18 protein-coding genes are annotated in these 15,655 nt (G+C 72.2%); 7 read left to right on the plus strand and 11 right to left on the minus strand.

Going from position 1 to position 15,655, the window contains the following annotated elements; genetic code table 11:
* Positions 1 to 6 precede the first annotated feature (6 nt).
* From typA to ABD671_RS02325, 3 genes are all read right to left on the minus strand, one after another.
* Positions 7 to 1,899 (minus strand): translational GTPase TypA, encoded by a 1,893-nt coding sequence (typA, locus tag ABD671_RS02315; RefSeq protein ID WP_344731592.1) that lies wholly within the window; start codon positions 1,897 to 1,899, stop codon positions 7 to 9.
* A gap of 141 nt (positions 1,900 to 2,040) precedes the next feature.
* Complete coding sequence (locus tag ABD671_RS02320) at positions 2,041 to 2,730, minus strand: aspartate/glutamate racemase family protein (RefSeq protein WP_344731593.1); 690 nt, start codon at positions 2,728 to 2,730, stop codon at positions 2,041 to 2,043.
* Between the two features lie 23 nt (positions 2,731 to 2,753).
* Positions 2,754 to 3,299 (minus strand): TetR/AcrR family transcriptional regulator, encoded by a 546-nt coding sequence (locus ABD671_RS02325; RefSeq protein WP_344731594.1) that lies wholly within the window; start codon positions 3,297 to 3,299, stop codon positions 2,754 to 2,756.
* Between the two features lie 106 nt (positions 3,300 to 3,405).
* Between ABD671_RS02325 and ABD671_RS02330 the strand changes: the two genes are divergently transcribed.
* Positions 3,406 to 4,248: a phosphatase PAP2 family protein gene (locus ABD671_RS02330; RefSeq protein ID WP_344731595.1), complete on the plus strand. Its 843-nt coding sequence runs from the start codon at positions 3,406 to 3,408 to the stop codon at positions 4,246 to 4,248.
* Here ABD671_RS02330 and ABD671_RS02335 read toward each other — a convergent pair.
* Positions 4,196 to 4,945, minus strand: coding sequence for an SDR family NAD(P)-dependent oxidoreductase (locus ABD671_RS02335; protein WP_344731597.1), 750 nt, complete (start codon positions 4,943 to 4,945; stop codon positions 4,196 to 4,198). The genes ABD671_RS02330 and ABD671_RS02335 overlap by 53 nt on opposite strands.
* A 143-nt stretch (positions 4,946 to 5,088) precedes the next feature.
* Between ABD671_RS02335 and mshA the strand changes: the two genes are divergently transcribed.
* Positions 5,089 to 6,354 carry a D-inositol-3-phosphate glycosyltransferase gene (mshA, locus tag ABD671_RS02340; protein WP_425574871.1) on the plus strand — a complete coding sequence of 422 codons (1,266 nt, stop codon included), beginning with the start codon at positions 5,089 to 5,091 and terminating at the stop codon, positions 6,352 to 6,354.
* Positions 6,355 to 6,358: 4 nt separating this feature from the next.
* Positions 6,359 to 6,865 carry a type III secretion system chaperone family protein gene (locus tag ABD671_RS02345; protein ID WP_344731598.1) on the plus strand — a complete coding sequence of 169 codons (507 nt, stop codon included), beginning with the start codon at positions 6,359 to 6,361 and terminating at the stop codon, positions 6,863 to 6,865.
* Here the strand turns inward: ABD671_RS02345 and ABD671_RS02350 are convergent.
* From ABD671_RS02350 to ABD671_RS02360, 3 genes are all read right to left on the minus strand, one after another.
* Complete coding sequence (locus tag ABD671_RS02350) at positions 6,816 to 7,781, minus strand: DMT family transporter (protein WP_344731599.1); 966 nt, start codon at positions 7,779 to 7,781, stop codon at positions 6,816 to 6,818. The genes ABD671_RS02345 and ABD671_RS02350 overlap by 50 nt on opposite strands.
* 121 nt (positions 7,782 to 7,902) lie before the next feature.
* On the minus strand, positions 7,903 to 8,580 hold the full coding sequence (locus ABD671_RS02355; RefSeq protein WP_344731600.1) for a response regulator: 678 nt from the start codon (positions 8,578 to 8,580) through the stop codon (positions 7,903 to 7,905).
* Positions 8,577 to 9,740 carry a sensor histidine kinase gene (locus tag ABD671_RS02360; RefSeq protein ID WP_344731601.1) on the minus strand — a complete coding sequence of 388 codons (1,164 nt, stop codon included), beginning with the start codon at positions 9,738 to 9,740 and terminating at the stop codon, positions 8,577 to 8,579. Before ABD671_RS02360 ends, ABD671_RS02355 begins: the two co-directional genes overlap by 4 nt.
* A 104-nt stretch (positions 9,741 to 9,844) precedes the next feature.
* Between ABD671_RS02360 and phoU the strand changes: the two genes are divergently transcribed.
* Complete coding sequence (gene phoU, locus ABD671_RS02365; protein WP_344731602.1) at positions 9,845 to 10,528, plus strand: phosphate signaling complex protein PhoU; 684 nt, start codon at positions 9,845 to 9,847, stop codon at positions 10,526 to 10,528.
* Between the two features lie 96 nt (positions 10,529 to 10,624).
* Here the strand turns inward: phoU and ABD671_RS02370 are convergent, their stop codons facing one another.
* The 3 genes from ABD671_RS02370 to ABD671_RS02380 form a co-directional block, all read right to left on the minus strand.
* The gene (locus tag ABD671_RS02370; RefSeq protein ID WP_344731603.1) at positions 10,625 to 11,368 is read right to left on the minus strand and encodes a phosphoglyceromutase; all 744 of its coding nucleotides are present in this window, start codon (positions 11,366 to 11,368) and stop codon (positions 10,625 to 10,627) included.
* 11 nt (positions 11,369 to 11,379) lie between these two features.
* The gene (locus ABD671_RS02375) at positions 11,380 to 12,003 is read right to left on the minus strand and encodes a hypothetical protein (protein WP_344731604.1); all 624 of its coding nucleotides are present in this window, start codon (positions 12,001 to 12,003) and stop codon (positions 11,380 to 11,382) included.
* An 80-nt stretch (positions 12,004 to 12,083) separates the two neighbouring features.
* Complete coding sequence (locus ABD671_RS02380; protein WP_344731605.1) at positions 12,084 to 12,938, minus strand: UbiA family prenyltransferase; 855 nt, start codon at positions 12,936 to 12,938, stop codon at positions 12,084 to 12,086.
* A 257-nt stretch (positions 12,939 to 13,195) separates the two neighbouring features.
* On the opposite strand from ABD671_RS02380, the gene ABD671_RS02385 reads away from it, so the two are divergent.
* Positions 13,196 to 13,681 carry a CarD family transcriptional regulator gene (locus tag ABD671_RS02385; protein WP_344731606.1) on the plus strand — a complete coding sequence of 162 codons (486 nt, stop codon included), beginning with the start codon at positions 13,196 to 13,198 and terminating at the stop codon, positions 13,679 to 13,681.
* Positions 13,682 to 13,808: 127 nt separating this feature from the next.
* Positions 13,809 to 14,396, plus strand: coding sequence for a 2-C-methyl-D-erythritol 4-phosphate cytidylyltransferase (locus ABD671_RS02390; RefSeq protein WP_344731607.1), 588 nt, complete (start codon positions 13,809 to 13,811; stop codon positions 14,394 to 14,396).
* On the opposite strand, the gene ABD671_RS02395 is transcribed toward ABD671_RS02390, so the two are convergent.
* The gene (locus ABD671_RS02395; RefSeq protein WP_344731608.1) at positions 14,393 to 15,106 is read right to left on the minus strand and encodes an IspD/TarI family cytidylyltransferase; all 714 of its coding nucleotides are present in this window, start codon (positions 15,104 to 15,106) and stop codon (positions 14,393 to 14,395) included. The genes ABD671_RS02390 and ABD671_RS02395 overlap by 4 nt on opposite strands.
* A 137-nt stretch (positions 15,107 to 15,243) precedes the next feature.
* Here ABD671_RS02395 and nirD point away from each other — a divergent pair, with 137 nt between their 5' ends.
* A complete protein-coding gene (gene nirD / locus ABD671_RS02400) occupies positions 15,244 to 15,591 on the plus strand; it encodes a nitrite reductase small subunit NirD (protein ID WP_344731609.1) in 348 nt (115 codons plus the stop codon).
* Positions 15,592 to 15,655 lie beyond the last annotated feature (64 nt).

Raw genomic sequence — 15,655 nt, forward strand, 5'->3', positions numbered from 1 at the left:
CCGGGCCTACTTGTTGGCTTTACGCGCTCGGCTCGCCGCCTTGGCCCGCGTGTTGGCGTCGAGGTCGACCTTGCGGATGCGCACCGTCTCCGGCGTGATCTCCACGCACTCGTCCTCGCGGCAGAACTCCAGGCACTGCTCGAGGCTGAGCTTCTTCGGCGGGATGAGCTTCTCGAAGTTGTCGGAGGTCGCGGACCGGATGTTGGTCTGTTGCTTCTCCTTGGTGATGTTGACGTCCATGTCGTCGGCACGGGAGTTCTCGCCGACGATCATGCCCTCGTAGACCTCGGTGCCGGGCTCGACGAACATGACGCCGCGCTCCTGGAGCGAGGTCATCGCGTACGCCGTCGCGGCGCCGGCGCGGTCGGCCACCAGCGAGCCGGACGCGCGGGAGCGGATCTCGCCGGCCCACGGGAAGTAGCCCTCGGAGATGTGGTGGGCGATGCCGGTGCCGCGGGTGTCGGTGAGGAAGTCGGTACGGAAGCCGATGAGGCCACGGGCCGGGACGACGAACTCCATGCGCACCCAGCCGGTGCCGTGGTTGGTCATGCCCTCCATGCGGCCCTTGCGGTTGGCCAGCAGCTCGGTGATCGTGCCGAGGAACTCCTCGGGCGCGTCGATGGTCAGGCGCTCGAACGGCTCGTGCAGCTTGCCGTTGATCTCCTTGGTCACCACCTGCGGCTTGCCGACGGTCAGCTCGTAGCCCTCGCGGCGCATCTGCTCGACCAGGATCGCCAGCGCCAGCTCGCCGCGGCCCTGCACCTCCCAGGCGTCGGGACGCTCGGTGGGCAGCACGCGCAGCGACACGTTGCCGATGAGCTCGGAGTCGAGGCGGTCCTTGACCAGGCGTGCGGTGACCTTGTGGCCCTTGCCGCCCTTGCCGACGAGCGGGGAGGTGTTGGTGCCGATCGTCATCGAGATGGCCGGCTCGTCGACGTGGATGAGCGGCAGCGCGATCGGGTTCTCCGGGTCGGCGAGGGTCTCGCCGATGGTGATGTCGGGGATGCCCGCCACGGCCACGATGTCACCGGGGCCGGCCGACTCGCCGGGCTTGCGCTCGAGGCCCTCGGTGACGAGCAGCTCGGTGATCTTGACGTTCTTGACGCCGCCGTCGCGCTGCATCCAGGCGACCTGCTGGCCCTTCTTCAGCGTGCCCTGCTTGATGCGCAGCAGCGCCAGACGACCGAGGAACGGCGAGGCGTCGAGGTTGGTGACGTGGGCCTGCAGCGGGGCGCCCTCGTCGTAGGTCGGCGCGGGGATCGTGTCGAGGATCGTCTTGAAGAGCGGCTCGAGGTTGTCGCCCTCGGGCAGCGTGCCGTTCGCCGGCTTGGTGAGCGAGGCGATGCCTGCCTTGCCGGAGGCGAAGACGACGGGGAAGTCCAGCGCGTCCTGGCCGTGGCTGTCGTCGAGGAGGTCCATGAAGAGCTCGTAGGTCTCATCGACCACCTCGTCGATGCGGGCGTCGCCACGGTCGGTCTTGTTGACCACCAGGATCACCGGCATGTCGGCGTTGAGCGCCTTGCGCAGCACGAACCGGGTCTGGGGGAGCGGGCCCTCGGAGGCGTCGACCAGCAGCACGATGCCGTCGACCATCGACAGGCCGCGCTCGACCTCGCCGCCGAAGTCGGCGTGGCCGGGGGTGTCGATGATGTTGATCGTCATCCCGCCCTCCGGCGCGTGGGCGCCGGTGTAGCGGATCGCGGTGTTCTTCGCGAGGATCGTGATGCCCTTCTCGCGCTCGAGGTCACCGGAGTCCATGACCCGCTCGGCCACGCCCTCGGCCTGGTGGGCGCTGAAGGCCCCGGCCTGGTGGAGCATCGCGTCGACGAGGGTGGTCTTGCCGTGGTCGACGTGGGCCACGATGGCCACGTTGCGCAGGTCGGTGCGGATGCTGGACATGGCGACGGTGTTCAACTTTCACGAGCGAGGGCGCAGGGCATCGACGACGATCCGTCGCCCCGCGCGGGACGGTGCACGAGTTTAGTGCCGACCGGGTGCGGCTCCCGCATCCGCGCGACGCCCCCGAGCCGGGGCGCGACCTCAGGCCAGCGCGGTGTCCAGTGCCGCCGCGACGTGCAGGGTCGTGCAGGGGAACACCGGCAGCTCGGAGTCGGCCTGCCGCACGAGCAGCTCGAGCTCGGTGCAGCCGAGGATGACGCCACCGGCGCCGGCGTCCCAGAGCTGCTCGATGAGCGCGACGACCGAGCGCCGCGAAGAGTCGAGCACCCGACCCGCGACGAGCTCCTCGTAGATGATCCGGTTCAGCTCGGCGTGGTGCTCCTCGGCCGGCACGTGCACGGTGATGCCGTGCGAGGCGAGGCGGTCGACGAAGAAGCCGCGCGACATCGCGAAGGTCGTGCCGAGGAAGCCGACGGAGGTGACCCCCTGCGCCTTGCAGGCCTCGGCGACGACGTCGGCGAGGTGCAGCAGCGGGACGCCGATCGAGGCGGCCACCTGGTCGGCGACCCGGTGGAACGTCGTGGTGGCCAGCAGGACGAAGTCGGCACCCGCCCGCTCCAGGCCCTGGGCTGCCGAGGCGAGCACCGCCGCGACGCCGTCCCAGTCCTCGGCCTCCTGGAGGCGCGTGACCTCCGCGAAGTCGACGGACGAGAGCAGGATGCGCGCCGAACTCAGCCCGCCGAGGCGCTGCTGCACCCCGGTGTTGAGGGCCTCGTAGTAGACCGCACTGCTCTCCCAGCTCATCCCACCGATGACACCGATCGTCTGCACGGGGCCAGTCTGGCACCGTGCTGTCAGACGCGGGCGGGCGGCCCCGCGGCGGGCATCGTGAGATCGGCCTCATCGATGCCGAGCGTGCGGCTCGCCAGGGTGCGGATGAGCTCCGCGGTCTCCTCGGCGTCGCGTACGGGCTGGCGCAACCAGCCGATCAGCAACCGGGTCGCGCCGGCCGCGGCGAACTCGACGGCCGCCGGATCGAGACCCGGATGCTGGGCACGGATGCGCTCCATCGCCCACTCGGTGAGGGTCAGGGCGACGGTCGGCAGGATGCGGACGTCGTCCAGGTGCGCCCCGTAGGTGGCGCGGTCGCGCGCGAGGCTGCGCAGCACCTCGGCGAAGCTCCCGGCTGTGGCGTCGAGGTCGTCGAGCCGGCGCCGCATGGCAGCGGCGAGGAGGTCCTCGACGCTGTCGAAGTGCTGGTAGAAGGTCGGTCTGCTGACCCCGGCGCGGGCGCAGAGCGCCGAGATGGTGACCTCGAGCCCCTCCCCGTCGGCGAGGGCGGCCATCAGGGCATCGCCCAGGGCCTGGCAACTGCGCTGCACCCGGATGTCACGCGACATCGATCCCACCCCTCCGGAACTTGGAGCACTTTCGCTTACATCTGTAAGGTATCACCGGGGTGTGCGCGGCCGAGTTCCTCGGCCACCGAGTGAAGGAGGAGGCCCGATGGCGATCGCCGACGTCGTCCGCACCCGTCCCCGCACCGAGGGCACGACCCGCACCCGCGCCAGCGCGGTGCTCCGGGTCGGCTGGGCCCCGCTGATCGAGGTCGCCTCGGTGCTCGCGCTCTTCGTCGCCTACAACGTCGGCCGGTGGATCGCCACCGGCCGCGAGGCGACCGCCGACGTGCACGCGCGCGACCTCGTCGCTCTCGAGCGGTGGCTGCACCTGCCGAGCGAGGAGATGCTCCAGCGGTGGGCGTTCGACGTCCCGCACCTCATCGACTTCTGCAACCGCTACTACGTGCTGGTCCACTTCCCGCTGACCGTCGGGGTGCTGGTGTGGCTCTACGCCTTCCGGCGTCCGGCCTACACGTGGGCCAAGCGGGCCCTCATCATGGCCACCGGCGCCGCGATGGTCATCCACATCGCGCTGCCGATGACCCCGCCTCGCCTGCTCAGCGGACTCGGCATGGTCGACACCGGTTCGCGGTCGGGGGAGAGCGTCTACGGCGGGGCGTCGCCGGTCGGGGGGCTGGCCAACCAGTACGCCGCGATGCCGAGCCTGCACGTGGGCTGGTCGCTGCTCCTCGCCGTCGTCCTGATCATGAGCAGCCGGTCGCGATGGCGCTGGCTGTGGGTCCTGCACCCGATCCTCACCACCGTCACCGTGGTCGTCACCGCCAACCACTACCTGCTGGACGCCGTCGCGGGCGCGGCCCTGGTGCTCGCCGCTCTCTGGCTGGCCGAGCGGTGGTGGGGATCCGCCAGTGCTGCGCGCCCGGCCGGGCGCGACCTCAGCGCTCCCGGTGCACCTTGTGCTGCGCGGCCTGGGCCCGCGGCCGGATGACGAGCTCGTCGATGTTGACGTGCGCCGGGCGGGTCACCATCCAGGTGATCGCGTCGGCGACGTCGTCGGCCACCAGAGGCTCACGCACGCCGTCGTAGACCGCGTCGGCTCGGGCCTGGTCGCCGCCGAACCGTACGAGGGAGAACTCCTCGGTCGCGACCATGCCGGGCGCGATCTCGCAGACCCGGATGGGCTGGTCGAACAGCTCCAGGCGCAGCGTCTCGGTGACGACCTTGGTGCCGTGCTTGGCCGCCGTGTACCCGGCGCCGCCCTCGTAGGCCACACGGCCGGCAGTGGAGCCGACGTTGCAGATCACCCCGGCGCCGCTGGCCAGCAGGGCCGGCAGCAGGGCGCGGGTCACCTGCATGAGGCCGACGACGTTGACCTCGTACATGCGCCGCCAGTCGTCGCTGGAGGCCTCGGCCACGGGAGCCATGCCGAAGGCGCCGCCGGCGTTGTTGACCAGGACGTCGAGGCGGTCGCCGACAGCTGCGGCCAGTGCGGCCACCGACTCCTCCGAGGTGACGTCGCACGCCACCGCCGTGCCGTCGATCTCGGCGGCGAGCGCCTCGATGCGGTCGAGGCGACGGGCGGCGAGGACGACATGGAAGCCCGCCGCGGCGAGGTGCCGCGCGGTCGCGGCGCCGATCCCGCTGCTGGCTCCGGTGACGACGGCGGTCCTGCGGTTCTCGGGCATGGTGCCATTCTGGGGGGCGGCCCACCCGCCCGGTCATGCCAGGGGGTGGGAATCAACCGGCCCTCAGCCTGGTTCACGCCGAGGGCTGCGGCCCCGGCCCGTGGGCCCCGACGTGCCCCGACGTGGAGGAGAGGAGGCGACCCGTGCACGACGAGCCGATCCGGCGACTGGCGATGGTCAGCGTCCACACCTCGCCCCTCGACCAGCCCGGCACCGGTGATGCGGGCGGCATGAACGTCTACGTCGTCGAGCTCGCCACCCGGCTCGCCCGCCGCGGCGTCGAGGTCGACGTCTTCACCCGCGCCACCCGCTCCTCCCAACCGCCGGTGCAGGAGTGCGCCGACGGCGTGACCGTGCGACACGTGCATGCCGGGCCCTTCGAAGGCCTCACCAAGGACGAGCTGCCGGCTCAGCTGTGCGTCTTCGCGCGGGAGGTGCTGCGGGCCGAGGCCGCCCAGCCGGTCGGCCACTACGACGTCGTCCACTCCCACTACTGGCTCTCCGGCCAGGTCGGCGCGCTCGCCCGCGACCGCTGGGGAGTGCCGCTCGTGCACTCGATGCACACCATGGCCAAGGTCAAGAACGAGGCGCTCGCCGACGGCGACACCCCCGAGCCCGCCGCACGGGTGATCGGGGAGGAGCAGGTCGTCGAAGCGGCCGACGTGCTCGTCGCCAACACCGACCTCGAGGCCAAGCAGCTCATCAACCTCTACGACGCCGACCCCGGCCGCGTCGAGGTGGTGCACCCCGGCGTCGATCTGGAGGTGTTCCGGCCCCGCGACCGTGCGGCGGCCCGCGCCGACCTGGGCCTGCCGACCGATGCGCACGTTGTGCTGTTCGCCGGCCGCATCCAGCCGCTCAAGGGTCCCGACGTGCTGCTGCGGGCGATCGCCGACCTGCTCGAGCGCGACCCCTCGCAGCGCAGCCGCCTCGTCGTCCCGATCGTCGGCGGACCGTCCGGCTCCGGTCTCGACCGTCCCGAGGCGCTGGCCTCGCTGGCCGCCGAGCTCGGCATCGACGACGTCGTCCGGTTCGTGCCGCCGGTCGGCCAGCGCGACCTCGCCCGCTGGTACGCCGCCGCGACGCTCGTGGCGGTGCCCTCCTACAACGAGTCGTTCGGTCTCGTGGCCGCCGAGGCGCAGGCCTCCGGGACGCCGGTCGTCGCCGCCGCCGTCGGTGGGCTCACCACCGTGGTGCGCGACGGCCACAGCGGCCTCCTGGTCGAGGGCCACGACCCCCGCGCCTGGGGCGCCACGCTGCTGCGCCCGCTCGCCGACGAGCACCTGCTCTCGCGTCTGCGGGCCGGCGCCCCGGTGCAGGCCGCCGCCTTCTCCTGGGATTCCACGGCGGCGGGCATGCTGGAGGTCTACGCCCGCGCCCGTACCCAGTACCGAGAGGTTGGTCGCTGACCCCATGAGCCCCCGCGACGTCATCGCCGCGTACCTGACCGACAACGAGTTGGAGTTCGAGGAGCTCGCCGAGGGCGTCTTCTCCTTCGCCCTGCCCGGTGAGAAGAAGCTGCAGACCGCCGTCCGCCTCGACGTCGGCCCCCACGCGCTCGGCGTGCACGCGTTCGTGTGCCGCAAGCCCGACGAGAACGTCGAGAAGGTCTATCGCTGGCTGCTCGAGCGCAACCTGCGCATGTACGCGGTCGCCTTCGCCGTCGACGCGCTCGGGGACATCTACCTCGACGCCCGGCTGCCGCTCTCCTCGGTCACCGCCGACGAACTCGATCGGCTCCTCGGCTCGGTGCTCGCCTACGCCGACGAGTCGTTCAACGTGCTGCTCGAGCTCGGCTTCGCCTCCTCGATCCGCAAGGAGTACGAGTGGCGCAAGCTGCGGGGCGAGCCGACCCACAACCTCGAGGCGTTCAAGGCCTGGCTGGAGGCGGACTCGGCGCAGATGCAGCCGGGGAACTGACCGCCTTCGGCGCCCGGCGGGTCACCGCCACACCGAGCAGCGCGAGCGCCCCGCCCGCATAGGCCATCGCGGGCGGGGTCTCGCCGAGGAACGCCCAACCGAGCACGATCGTGAGCGGCGGCACCAGGTAGGTCGTGACGCCCAGGCTGCTCGCGCTCATGTGCCCGAGCGCGTAGGCGTAGGTGGTGAAGGCGATCGCCGTCGGGAAGACGCCGAGGTAGACCACCCACAGCACCGAGGACGCCGGCGCGTCGCCGACCTCGCCCACCAGGGACGGCAGGAACGGCAGGCACACCACGGCACCGATCGTGCAGGTGAGCCAGGTGATCTGCACCGGCGGCAGCGTGCCGCTCAGCGGCTTCTGCACGACCACGCTGATGGAGTACGCGGCCGCCGAGACCAGGCACAGCAGCACGCCGAGGACGTCGCTGCCGCCGCTGCCGTCGCCGGTGGCCAGGCCGATGAGCGCGACGCCGCCGAAGGCCAGCGCGAGCCCCAGGCCGAGGGCGACGGTGAACCGCTCGCCCAGGAACGCCGCGGCGAGCAGGGCGATCAGCACGGGGGAGGACTGGATGAGCATCGAGGCCGTGCCGGCGTCGACGCGGGTCTCGCCCTCGTTGAGCGCCACGTTGTACACGCCGTACCAGAGCACGCCGATGGTCAGCAGCCGCACCCACTGCGCGCCGGTGGGCCGGGGCACGCCGCGGCGCAGTGCCACCGCGCCCAGGCACAACGAGCCGACCAGCAGCCGGCCCAGCGAGAGCGGCCCGGCGGAGAAGTCGTCGCGCAGGTGCCGGATGGCCACGAAGGCGCTGGCCCACAGCAGCAGGGTGACCGCCACCGCGGCGACCGGGACCCACGCACGGGTCGTGCGGGCACCGGAGTCGGTCGAGGACGGGGCGGCGGTCGAGGTCACGGCCCGACCCTAGGCGCCGCCACCGACACTCGTCGCGCGGGTTTCGGCCACGCAAGCACGCATCCCCGCCGTCGGCCGACGGCCGGGGCGGGGAGGCGGGGAGACAGGTGCGTCGAGGCTGTCAGAGGTCGAGCTTGTAGCCCAGGCCGCGCACCGTGATCAGGTACTTCGGCTCGCCCGGGTCGGGCTCGAGCTTGGCGCGCAGCCGCTTCACGTGGACGTCGAGGGTCTTGGTGTCGCCCACGTAGTCCGAGCCCCACACGCGGTCGATGAGCTGACCGCGGGTGAGCACGCGTCCGGGGTTGCGCAGGAACATCTCGAGCAGCTCGAACTCCTTGAGCGGCAGTCGCTGCTCGGCGCCGTCGACGGTCACGACGTGCCGCTCGACGTCCATGCGCACCGGCCCGGCCTCCAGGGTGGACGGCGCGAGGTCGGGCTCGGTGCCGCGACGCAGCACCGCCCGGATGCGGGCGACCAGCTCGCGCGGGGAGTAGGGCTTGGTGACGTAGTCGTCGGCCCCGAGCTCGAGGCCCACCACCTTGTCGACCTCGTCGTCCTTGGCGCTGACCATGATGACCGGCACGCTCGAGGTGGCGCGGATCTGGCGGCACACCTCGGTGCCGGGCAGGCCCGGCAGCATGAGGTCGAGGAGCACGATGTCGGCTCCGTTGCGATCGAACTCGGTGAGCGCCTCGTTGCCGTCGGCAGCGATGGCGACCTCGAACCCCTCCTTGCGCAGCATGTACGCGAGGGCCTCGCTGTAGCTCTCCTCGTCCTCGACCACGAGTACCCGGGTCACAGGCGTTCCTCCTGCTTCTGTTCGGATCCGCGGTGGACCGGGAGGCTGAGGGTGAAGGTGGACCCCTGCCCCTCGGCCGACCAGACGCGGATCTCGCCGCCATGGGTGGCAGCGACGTGCTTGACGATGGACAACCCCAGCCCGGTGCCGCCGGTGGAGCGGTGCCGGGCGGGGTCGACGCGATAGAAACGTTCGAAGATGCGGTCGAGCTCGGTGCTCGGGATGCCGATGCCCTGGTCGACCACGGAGATCTCCACGTTGCCCTGGTCGACCTTCGTGGTGACCAGCACGGTGGAGTCGGGGTCGCTGTAGGAGACCGCGTTGGCCACGAGGTTGGAGACCGCTGCGGTCACCTGCTGCTCGTTGCCGAAGATCTCGAGGTTCTCCAGGCCGCCGCTGACGACCTGGATGCGCTTGGCCTCGGCGTCGATCTTGCTGGTGTCGATCGCGATCTTGATGACGTCGTCGAGGCGCACGGGGGACGGCGCGTCGAGCGGGTCGTCGGCCTGGAGGCGCGAGAGCTCGATGATCTGCTGGACGAGGTGGGTGAGCCGGTCGCTCTCGGTGAGCATGCGGCCCGCGAACCGCTTGACGGCCTCGGGATCGTCGGCGGCACCTTGCGCGGCCTCGGCCAGCAGTCGGATCGCCCCGACCGGGGTCTTCAACTCGTGGCTCACGTTGGCGACGAAGTCGCGACGCACCTCCTCGACGCGCCGCTCGCGGGTGCGGTCCTCGACCAGGGCGAGCACCAGGCGCGATCCGAGCGGCGCGACCCGGGCGGTCACGTGCCGGGCGGCGCCGTTGCTGCGCGGCATCGCCAGCTCGGTCTCGCGGATCTGCCCGTCGCGGCGCACCTGCTGCACGAGGTCGGCGAGTTCGGCGGAGGCCAGCGAGGTGCCGCGCACGAGTCCGAGCGCGTAGGCGGGCGCGGAGGCCTTGAGGACGACGTCGCTGTCGTCGACGACGACGGCGCTGGAGCGCAGCACGGAGAGCACGGTCGCCACTCCGGTCGGCACGCGGGGCTCGTCGACCGGGGTCGGCGTACGCTGCTGGCGATCGCTCACGTGCCAGGCCAGCACCGCGGACCCGGCCACGACGGCCCCGATCAGCGCGGCGAGGAACGCCTGCGTCGTCGGGTTCACGAAGGGGATCGTACGCATGGCGCACACCTTCGGTTCACTCCCGAGCGCCGACCTTCGCGATATTCACGCCGCGTTCACCCGATCACCCCGACCGGCCACCTATCATCCGTACGCTCATCCCCATGCGCGATGTCTTCCACGAGCAGCTCGACGCCGTCTTCGACGATCTGGCCGAGATCTGCCGCCGGGTCGAATCCTCGGTCCACCGGGCCACGGAGTCCCTGTTGGGCGGTGATGCCGCCCTCGCCGAGCAGGTCATCAGCGACGACATCGAGATCGATCGGGCGCGCGAGCGGGTCGAGGACAACGCGTTCTCCCTGCTGTCCCTCCAGGCCCCGGTGGCCGGCGACCTGCGCGTCGTCGTCGCCGCCCTGCGCATGGTGAGCGAGCTCGAGCGCATGGGCGACCTCTCGGTGCACGTCGCCAAGATCGCCCGCCTGCGGGTGCCGGCCATCGCCGTCCCCGACGAGATCCGCCCCACCGTGCAGCGCATGGCCGAGATCGCCGAGGACATGGTCACCCGGGCCTCGCAGATCATCCTCAGCCGCGACGTGCGGGCCGCCATCGAGCTGGGCCGCGACGACGAGATCATGGACCAGCTGCGGCGCACCAGCTTCGCCCAGCTGCTCTCCGACGACTGGGCCCACGGCGTCGAGGCGGCCGTCGACATCGCCCTGCTCGGCCGCTACTACGAGCGCATCGCCGACCACGCCGTCTCGATCGCGCACCGGGTGGTCTTCGTCGTCACCGGCGAGAACCCGCGCAGCGTCGCCGCGACCGAGGCGGCCGCGGAGGCGGGTGCCTGAAGCACCTCTGAGCGGACCGGAGGGCACGACCACGATGCAGAAGGGCCCGGACGCCGACGGCGTCCGGGCCCTGCTGATGTCTCGGGCGGAGCGGGGTCAGCGCCCCTGGTTCGCGACCGCCGCGGCGGCTGCGGCGGCCGCCTCGGGGTCGAGGTACTCCCCGCCGGCGACGGTCGGGGTGAACGTCTCGTCGAGGCGGTAGACCAGCGGCATGCCGGTGGGGATGTTCAGACCGGCGATGTCGTCGTCGCTGATGCCGTCGAGGTGCTTGACGATGGCGCGCAGGCTGTTGCCGTGGGCGGCGATCAGCACCGTGTTGCCGGCCTGGAGGTCGGGGATGATGGCCGACTCCCAGTAGGGCAGCAGGCGCGCGATGACGTCCTTGAGGCACTCGGTGCGCGGCATGTCGGCGCCGAGGTCGGCGTAGCGCGGGTCGCCGACCTGTGAGAACTCGTCGGCGTCGTCGAGCGGGGGCGGGGGGACGTCGAAGGAGCGGCGCCAGAGCATGAACTGCTCCTCGCCGTACTGCTCGAGCGTCTGCTTCTTGTCCTTGCCCTGCAGGGCGCCGTAGTGACGCTCGTTGAGCCGCCACGAGCGGCGCACGGGGATCCAGTGCCGGTCGGCGGCGTCGAGGGCCAGGGCGGCGGTGTTGATGGCGCGACGCTGCAGCGAGGTGTGGACGACGTCGGGCAGGACGCCGGCCTCCTTCAGCAGCTCACCGCCGCGGACGGCCTCGCCACGGCCCTTCTCGGTCAGGGCGACGTCGACCCAGCCGGTGAAGAGGTTCTTGGCGTTCCACTCGCTCTCGCCGTGGCGGAGCAGGATCAGGGTGGAGGTCATGGTCGCCGGCCTCACTCGGAGTGCGGCAGGCCGCCGCCGGTGGGGAAGCTGCAGTCGTACGGCTCGCCGGTCGGCTCGGCCGAGGGGGAGGCCTCCTCGCCGGTGCCCTTGTCCTCGCCCTTGCCGGTCGGCTCGGCCGACGGGCTGGCGTCGGCGAAGGCGGTGTCGTAGCCGGCGAACTCGTCGCAGGCCGTGACGACGGCGACGTCGGTGGTGACGGTCTCGCCGTCACTGAAGACGAAGGAGAGCGTCAGGACGTCGCCGGCGCCGTAGTTGCCGGTGACCGCGATGGCGTCCTCGGCCAGGTCTGCGTTCTTGCGGGCCCCGACGGCGATCGGGGAGAACTGCGCGACCGTGACGTCCTCCTCGGCCGAGGGGTTGACGCCCTGGAGCGAGATCGCCTCGGTGGCCGAGCCGTTGGACAGGCTGGCGACCAGGGTGCCCTCACCGGGGCGGGAGGAGACGACCACGGCGCCGAGGATGTCGACCTCGCCGCTGCGGTCGTTGATGCCGGCCGCCGGGGTGTAGACACGGTCGGTGGCGTAGTGGAACCCGCACGACGAGAGCGTCGGGACGATCGCGAGCGCGGCCACGGCGAGGGCGGCGCTGCGGCGGAGAGGCCGGCGGTGAGGCATGGGTCAGACCTTCATGTCGGTGAGATCGCTGGTGCACAGCTGCTGCGAGCACACCCTAGCGCCGGGTGAGAGCGCATCCCTCACCGGCTCAACCCGCGGTAGGTGGCGACGAAGGCCATCGCCGTCACGCTCGCCGCGATCCAGACCGAGGCCAGGGTGAGCACCCGCCCCGCGCCGACCCGCAGCCCGATCCGCAGGGGCAGGTAGGTCCAGCCCTCCTCGTGGTCGGGGACCAGGCCCCACAGTGCTGTGAGCAGGTGCACCCCGATACCGAGCAGCGCGGCCAGCGCCACCATCGCCGGCTCCGGCGGCGAGCCGACGGTGGCCCCGCCCCAGCCGCCGAAGGAGAGGAAGGCCGGGTAGAGGGCGAAGGACGCCGCCCACGGCAGCCACGACCAGAACCCCCGGCGGAAGCGGAGGTTGGCCAGCATCCCGATCGCGACGGCGAGCAGGTAGCACAGGCCCGCCCCCACGCCGTTCGCCACCGACAACGGGACGAGGAGCAGGACGCCGCAGGCGAGGACGAACCACAGCCCGCCGGGGTCGAGGCGTCCGTCGGCCACCGGCTTGCCGCGCGCCCGGAAACGGCGGTCGCGCTCGCGGTCGACCAGGTCGTTGTGCCAGCCCAGGATCGCCTGGCCGACCAGCACGGTGGCGGCCACGAGCGCGATCTCGCGCCCGGGACGGCCGGCCAGGGCTGCGGCGCCGGCCACGGCGCCCGCGGTGAGGACGGCCTGACGCGGGTGGGCCGCACGGATGAGCAGGAAAGGGGTGAACCGGGCGAGGACGCCGTCCGGGGCGACGTAGGCCTCGCCGGGACCGCCGGTCCCGCTGGGCCTGCCGGGACCGCCGGCGTCCTCCGCGGCGTCGGAGCGGAGCGGAGGGCCTGTCTGGTCCCCGTGCTCCGGGTCGAGGTCGAGAGGGGGGCGCGCCATGCCCCGAGTATCGACGAGCGGGGCCTCGACCTGAACCGATCCGACGCCACCGGCGCGGCGCCGGATCGGCTCAACCACGGGAGGTTTGGGGTCCCGCGGGTCGGGGAACGCACGCGCGCGGCCCGTGCGCCACCACAGGCCCGACCGGTCTGTCAAGCCCTCGAAACCGATCGATTAAGCCTCTGACCTGCGAAAACGCTGTGGTCGTCCTTCTCAGGTCGTGTTAAGATGGAGGCCTAGGAAGGGGAACCTGACATATGACTTTCACCGTCGGCGAAACGGTCGTCTACCCGAATCACGGGGCTGCTGTCATCGAGGACATCGAGACCCGCACCATCAAGGGAGAGGACCGTCAGTACTTGGTACTGAGGATCGTCGCCCAGCAGGACCTCGTGGTCCGCGTCCCGGCCTGCAACCTCGACCTGGTCGGCGTCCGCGACGTCGTCGACAAGGAGGGTCTCGACCGTGTGTTCGACGTCCTGCGCGCCGAGCACGTCGAGGAGCCGACCAACTGGTCGCGTCGCTACAAGGCCAACCTCGAGAAGCTCCACAGCGGCGACGTCATGAAGGTCTCGGAGGTCGTGCGCGACCTCTGGCGCCGCGAGCGCGACCGCGGCCTCTCGGCCGGCGAGAAGCGGATGCTGGCCAAGGCCCGCCAGATCCTGGTCTCCGAGCTCGCCCTGGCCGAGCACACCAACGAGGACAAGGCCGAGGCCATCCTCGACGAGGTGCTCGCCTCCTGACGGCGTCACACGATCATCACGACGGCCCCCGGGTGCATCACCCGGGGGCCGTCGTGCGTCCGGGGGCCGTGACGGGAACGGCCGACCGGGGGAAGCGGCCCGGCGGCATATGACTACGGTGGAGACGATGATCGAGCTGCCCGTTCCCGACCCCGACGACGTCCTGCCCACCGCCTACGGCGTCGTCCTCGACGCCGGCCGGGGCACGCTGCCCTTCGCGCTCCTGCAGGGCGAGCCGCTCGTCGCCTGCGCGGCGTGGTCGCTGGGCCAGACCGGCGTCGACCTGCTCGACCTCGGCACACCCTGGGCGGCGATCGCCGAGGCCGAGGAGCCGCTCGTGCTGCACGACGCGCTCTGCCCTCTCGCGCCACCCGAGTTCCTCGCCGCCTGCCTCGTGGAGGCGGTGAGCGCCGACCGTCCCGTGCTCGGCGCACGGCCGGTCACCGACACCGTCAAGCGGGTCGAGGACGGCGCGCTGGGGGAGACCCTCGACCGTGACGCCCTGATCGCCGTGGCCTCCCCGCTGGTGCTGCCCGCCCGCGTCGTCGCGACCCTGCCCGATCCGGGCCTCGACGGCCCGCTCGACCTCGCCGCGCTGGCAGCCTCGCTCGCCGACCGGGAGCAGCTGGTCGTCGCGCTCGCGCCGCCCGCGGCCCGCCGCGTGCACGATCTCGACGACGTCCGGCTGCTCGAGGCCGGGGCCGACCGCGCCTAGCCCCGGCCGCGGAGCAGGGCCTCGGCCAGCGCGACGTCCTCGGGGAAGGTGACCTTGAGGTTGAGCGGGGAGCTCGGCACCGCCACGACCCGGTCGCCCTCGCCCGCGTAGGCGGCGAAGCAGGCGGCGGTGTCGGTGCCCTCGAAGCCGTCGTCGGCCGCGGCCCGGTAGGCCGCCAGCAGGGGCGCCGCCCGGAACGCCTGCGGTGTCTGCATGCCCGCGAGCGGACCGGCGACAGGAGCCAGGGAGCGGGTGCACAGGCCGCGCAGCGTCACCGCCGGCACGGCGCCGCCCTCGGCCGCCGCGGCGGCGATCGTCGCCCGCCACAGGTCGAGCGTCGCGAAGGGGCGTGCCCCGTCGTGGATCGCCACGACCTCGAGGTCGCCCGCTGCGATCTGCGGTGCGAGCGCCCGCAGCGCCTGCCACTCCGAGGCGTGCCGCGTGGCACCGCCCTCGACGAGCGCGACCTCCTCGGCGTCGTCGAGGTGGGGTGCGAGGGCCGCTGCCACGGCGTCCCGCTCGCCCGGCCGCACCACGACCACGACGCGTCCCTCGGCGCCGACCGCCGCGAGGGCGGTGCGCACCGAGCGCACCAGCACGGGGACGCCGGCGACCTCGAGCAGCACCTTGTTCACCGGGACGCCGTCGACCAGCGCGCCGACCCGGGAGCCCGAGCCCGCGCCGAGCACCACCGCCGCCGTCCGCTGCACGCCGCGAACCTAGCGGAGGGGGCTGGGAGGAGGGATTTTCACAGCTGTTACATCGCGAAACAGGGGGCGCATACTCGCTCGCTTAGCGTCCGAGCCGTGGTTCGTCGGTGGAGGGGCGGTGTCGGATGAGCCCTCGCATGCGGAAGGCGGAGGAATGGCAGCCGGTCTGCCAGCTCCAGCAGTTGGAGGTCGAGCGGGGTGCGACCGCGCTCGTGCACGGCCAGGCGGTCGCGCTGTTCCGCCTCGACGACGAGCACGTCTACGCCCTGGGCAACCACGACCCGTTCGCGAAGGCCTCGGTGATCGCCCGCGGCATCGTCGGGTGGCGCGGCGACGTCCCGTTCGTGGCCTCCCCGACGCATCGGCACGCCTTCGACCTGCGATCGGGCCGGTGCCTGGACGACGCCGGGGTCACCGTGCCGGCCTACGAGGTCAAGGTCGTCGAGGGCGTCGTGCACGTCGGGCACCGCAAGTCGGCGGCCTGACCCTCGGCCCGACCCTCGGCCCGACCCTCGGCCTGGGGACGGCGGTCGGGCGACGTCGGCCGCT

The organism is Nocardioides fonticola (assembly GCF_039536805.1).
In the GTDB taxonomy this organism is placed as follows: Bacteria; Actinomycetota; Actinomycetes; order Propionibacteriales; family Nocardioidaceae; genus Nocardioides; species Nocardioides fonticola.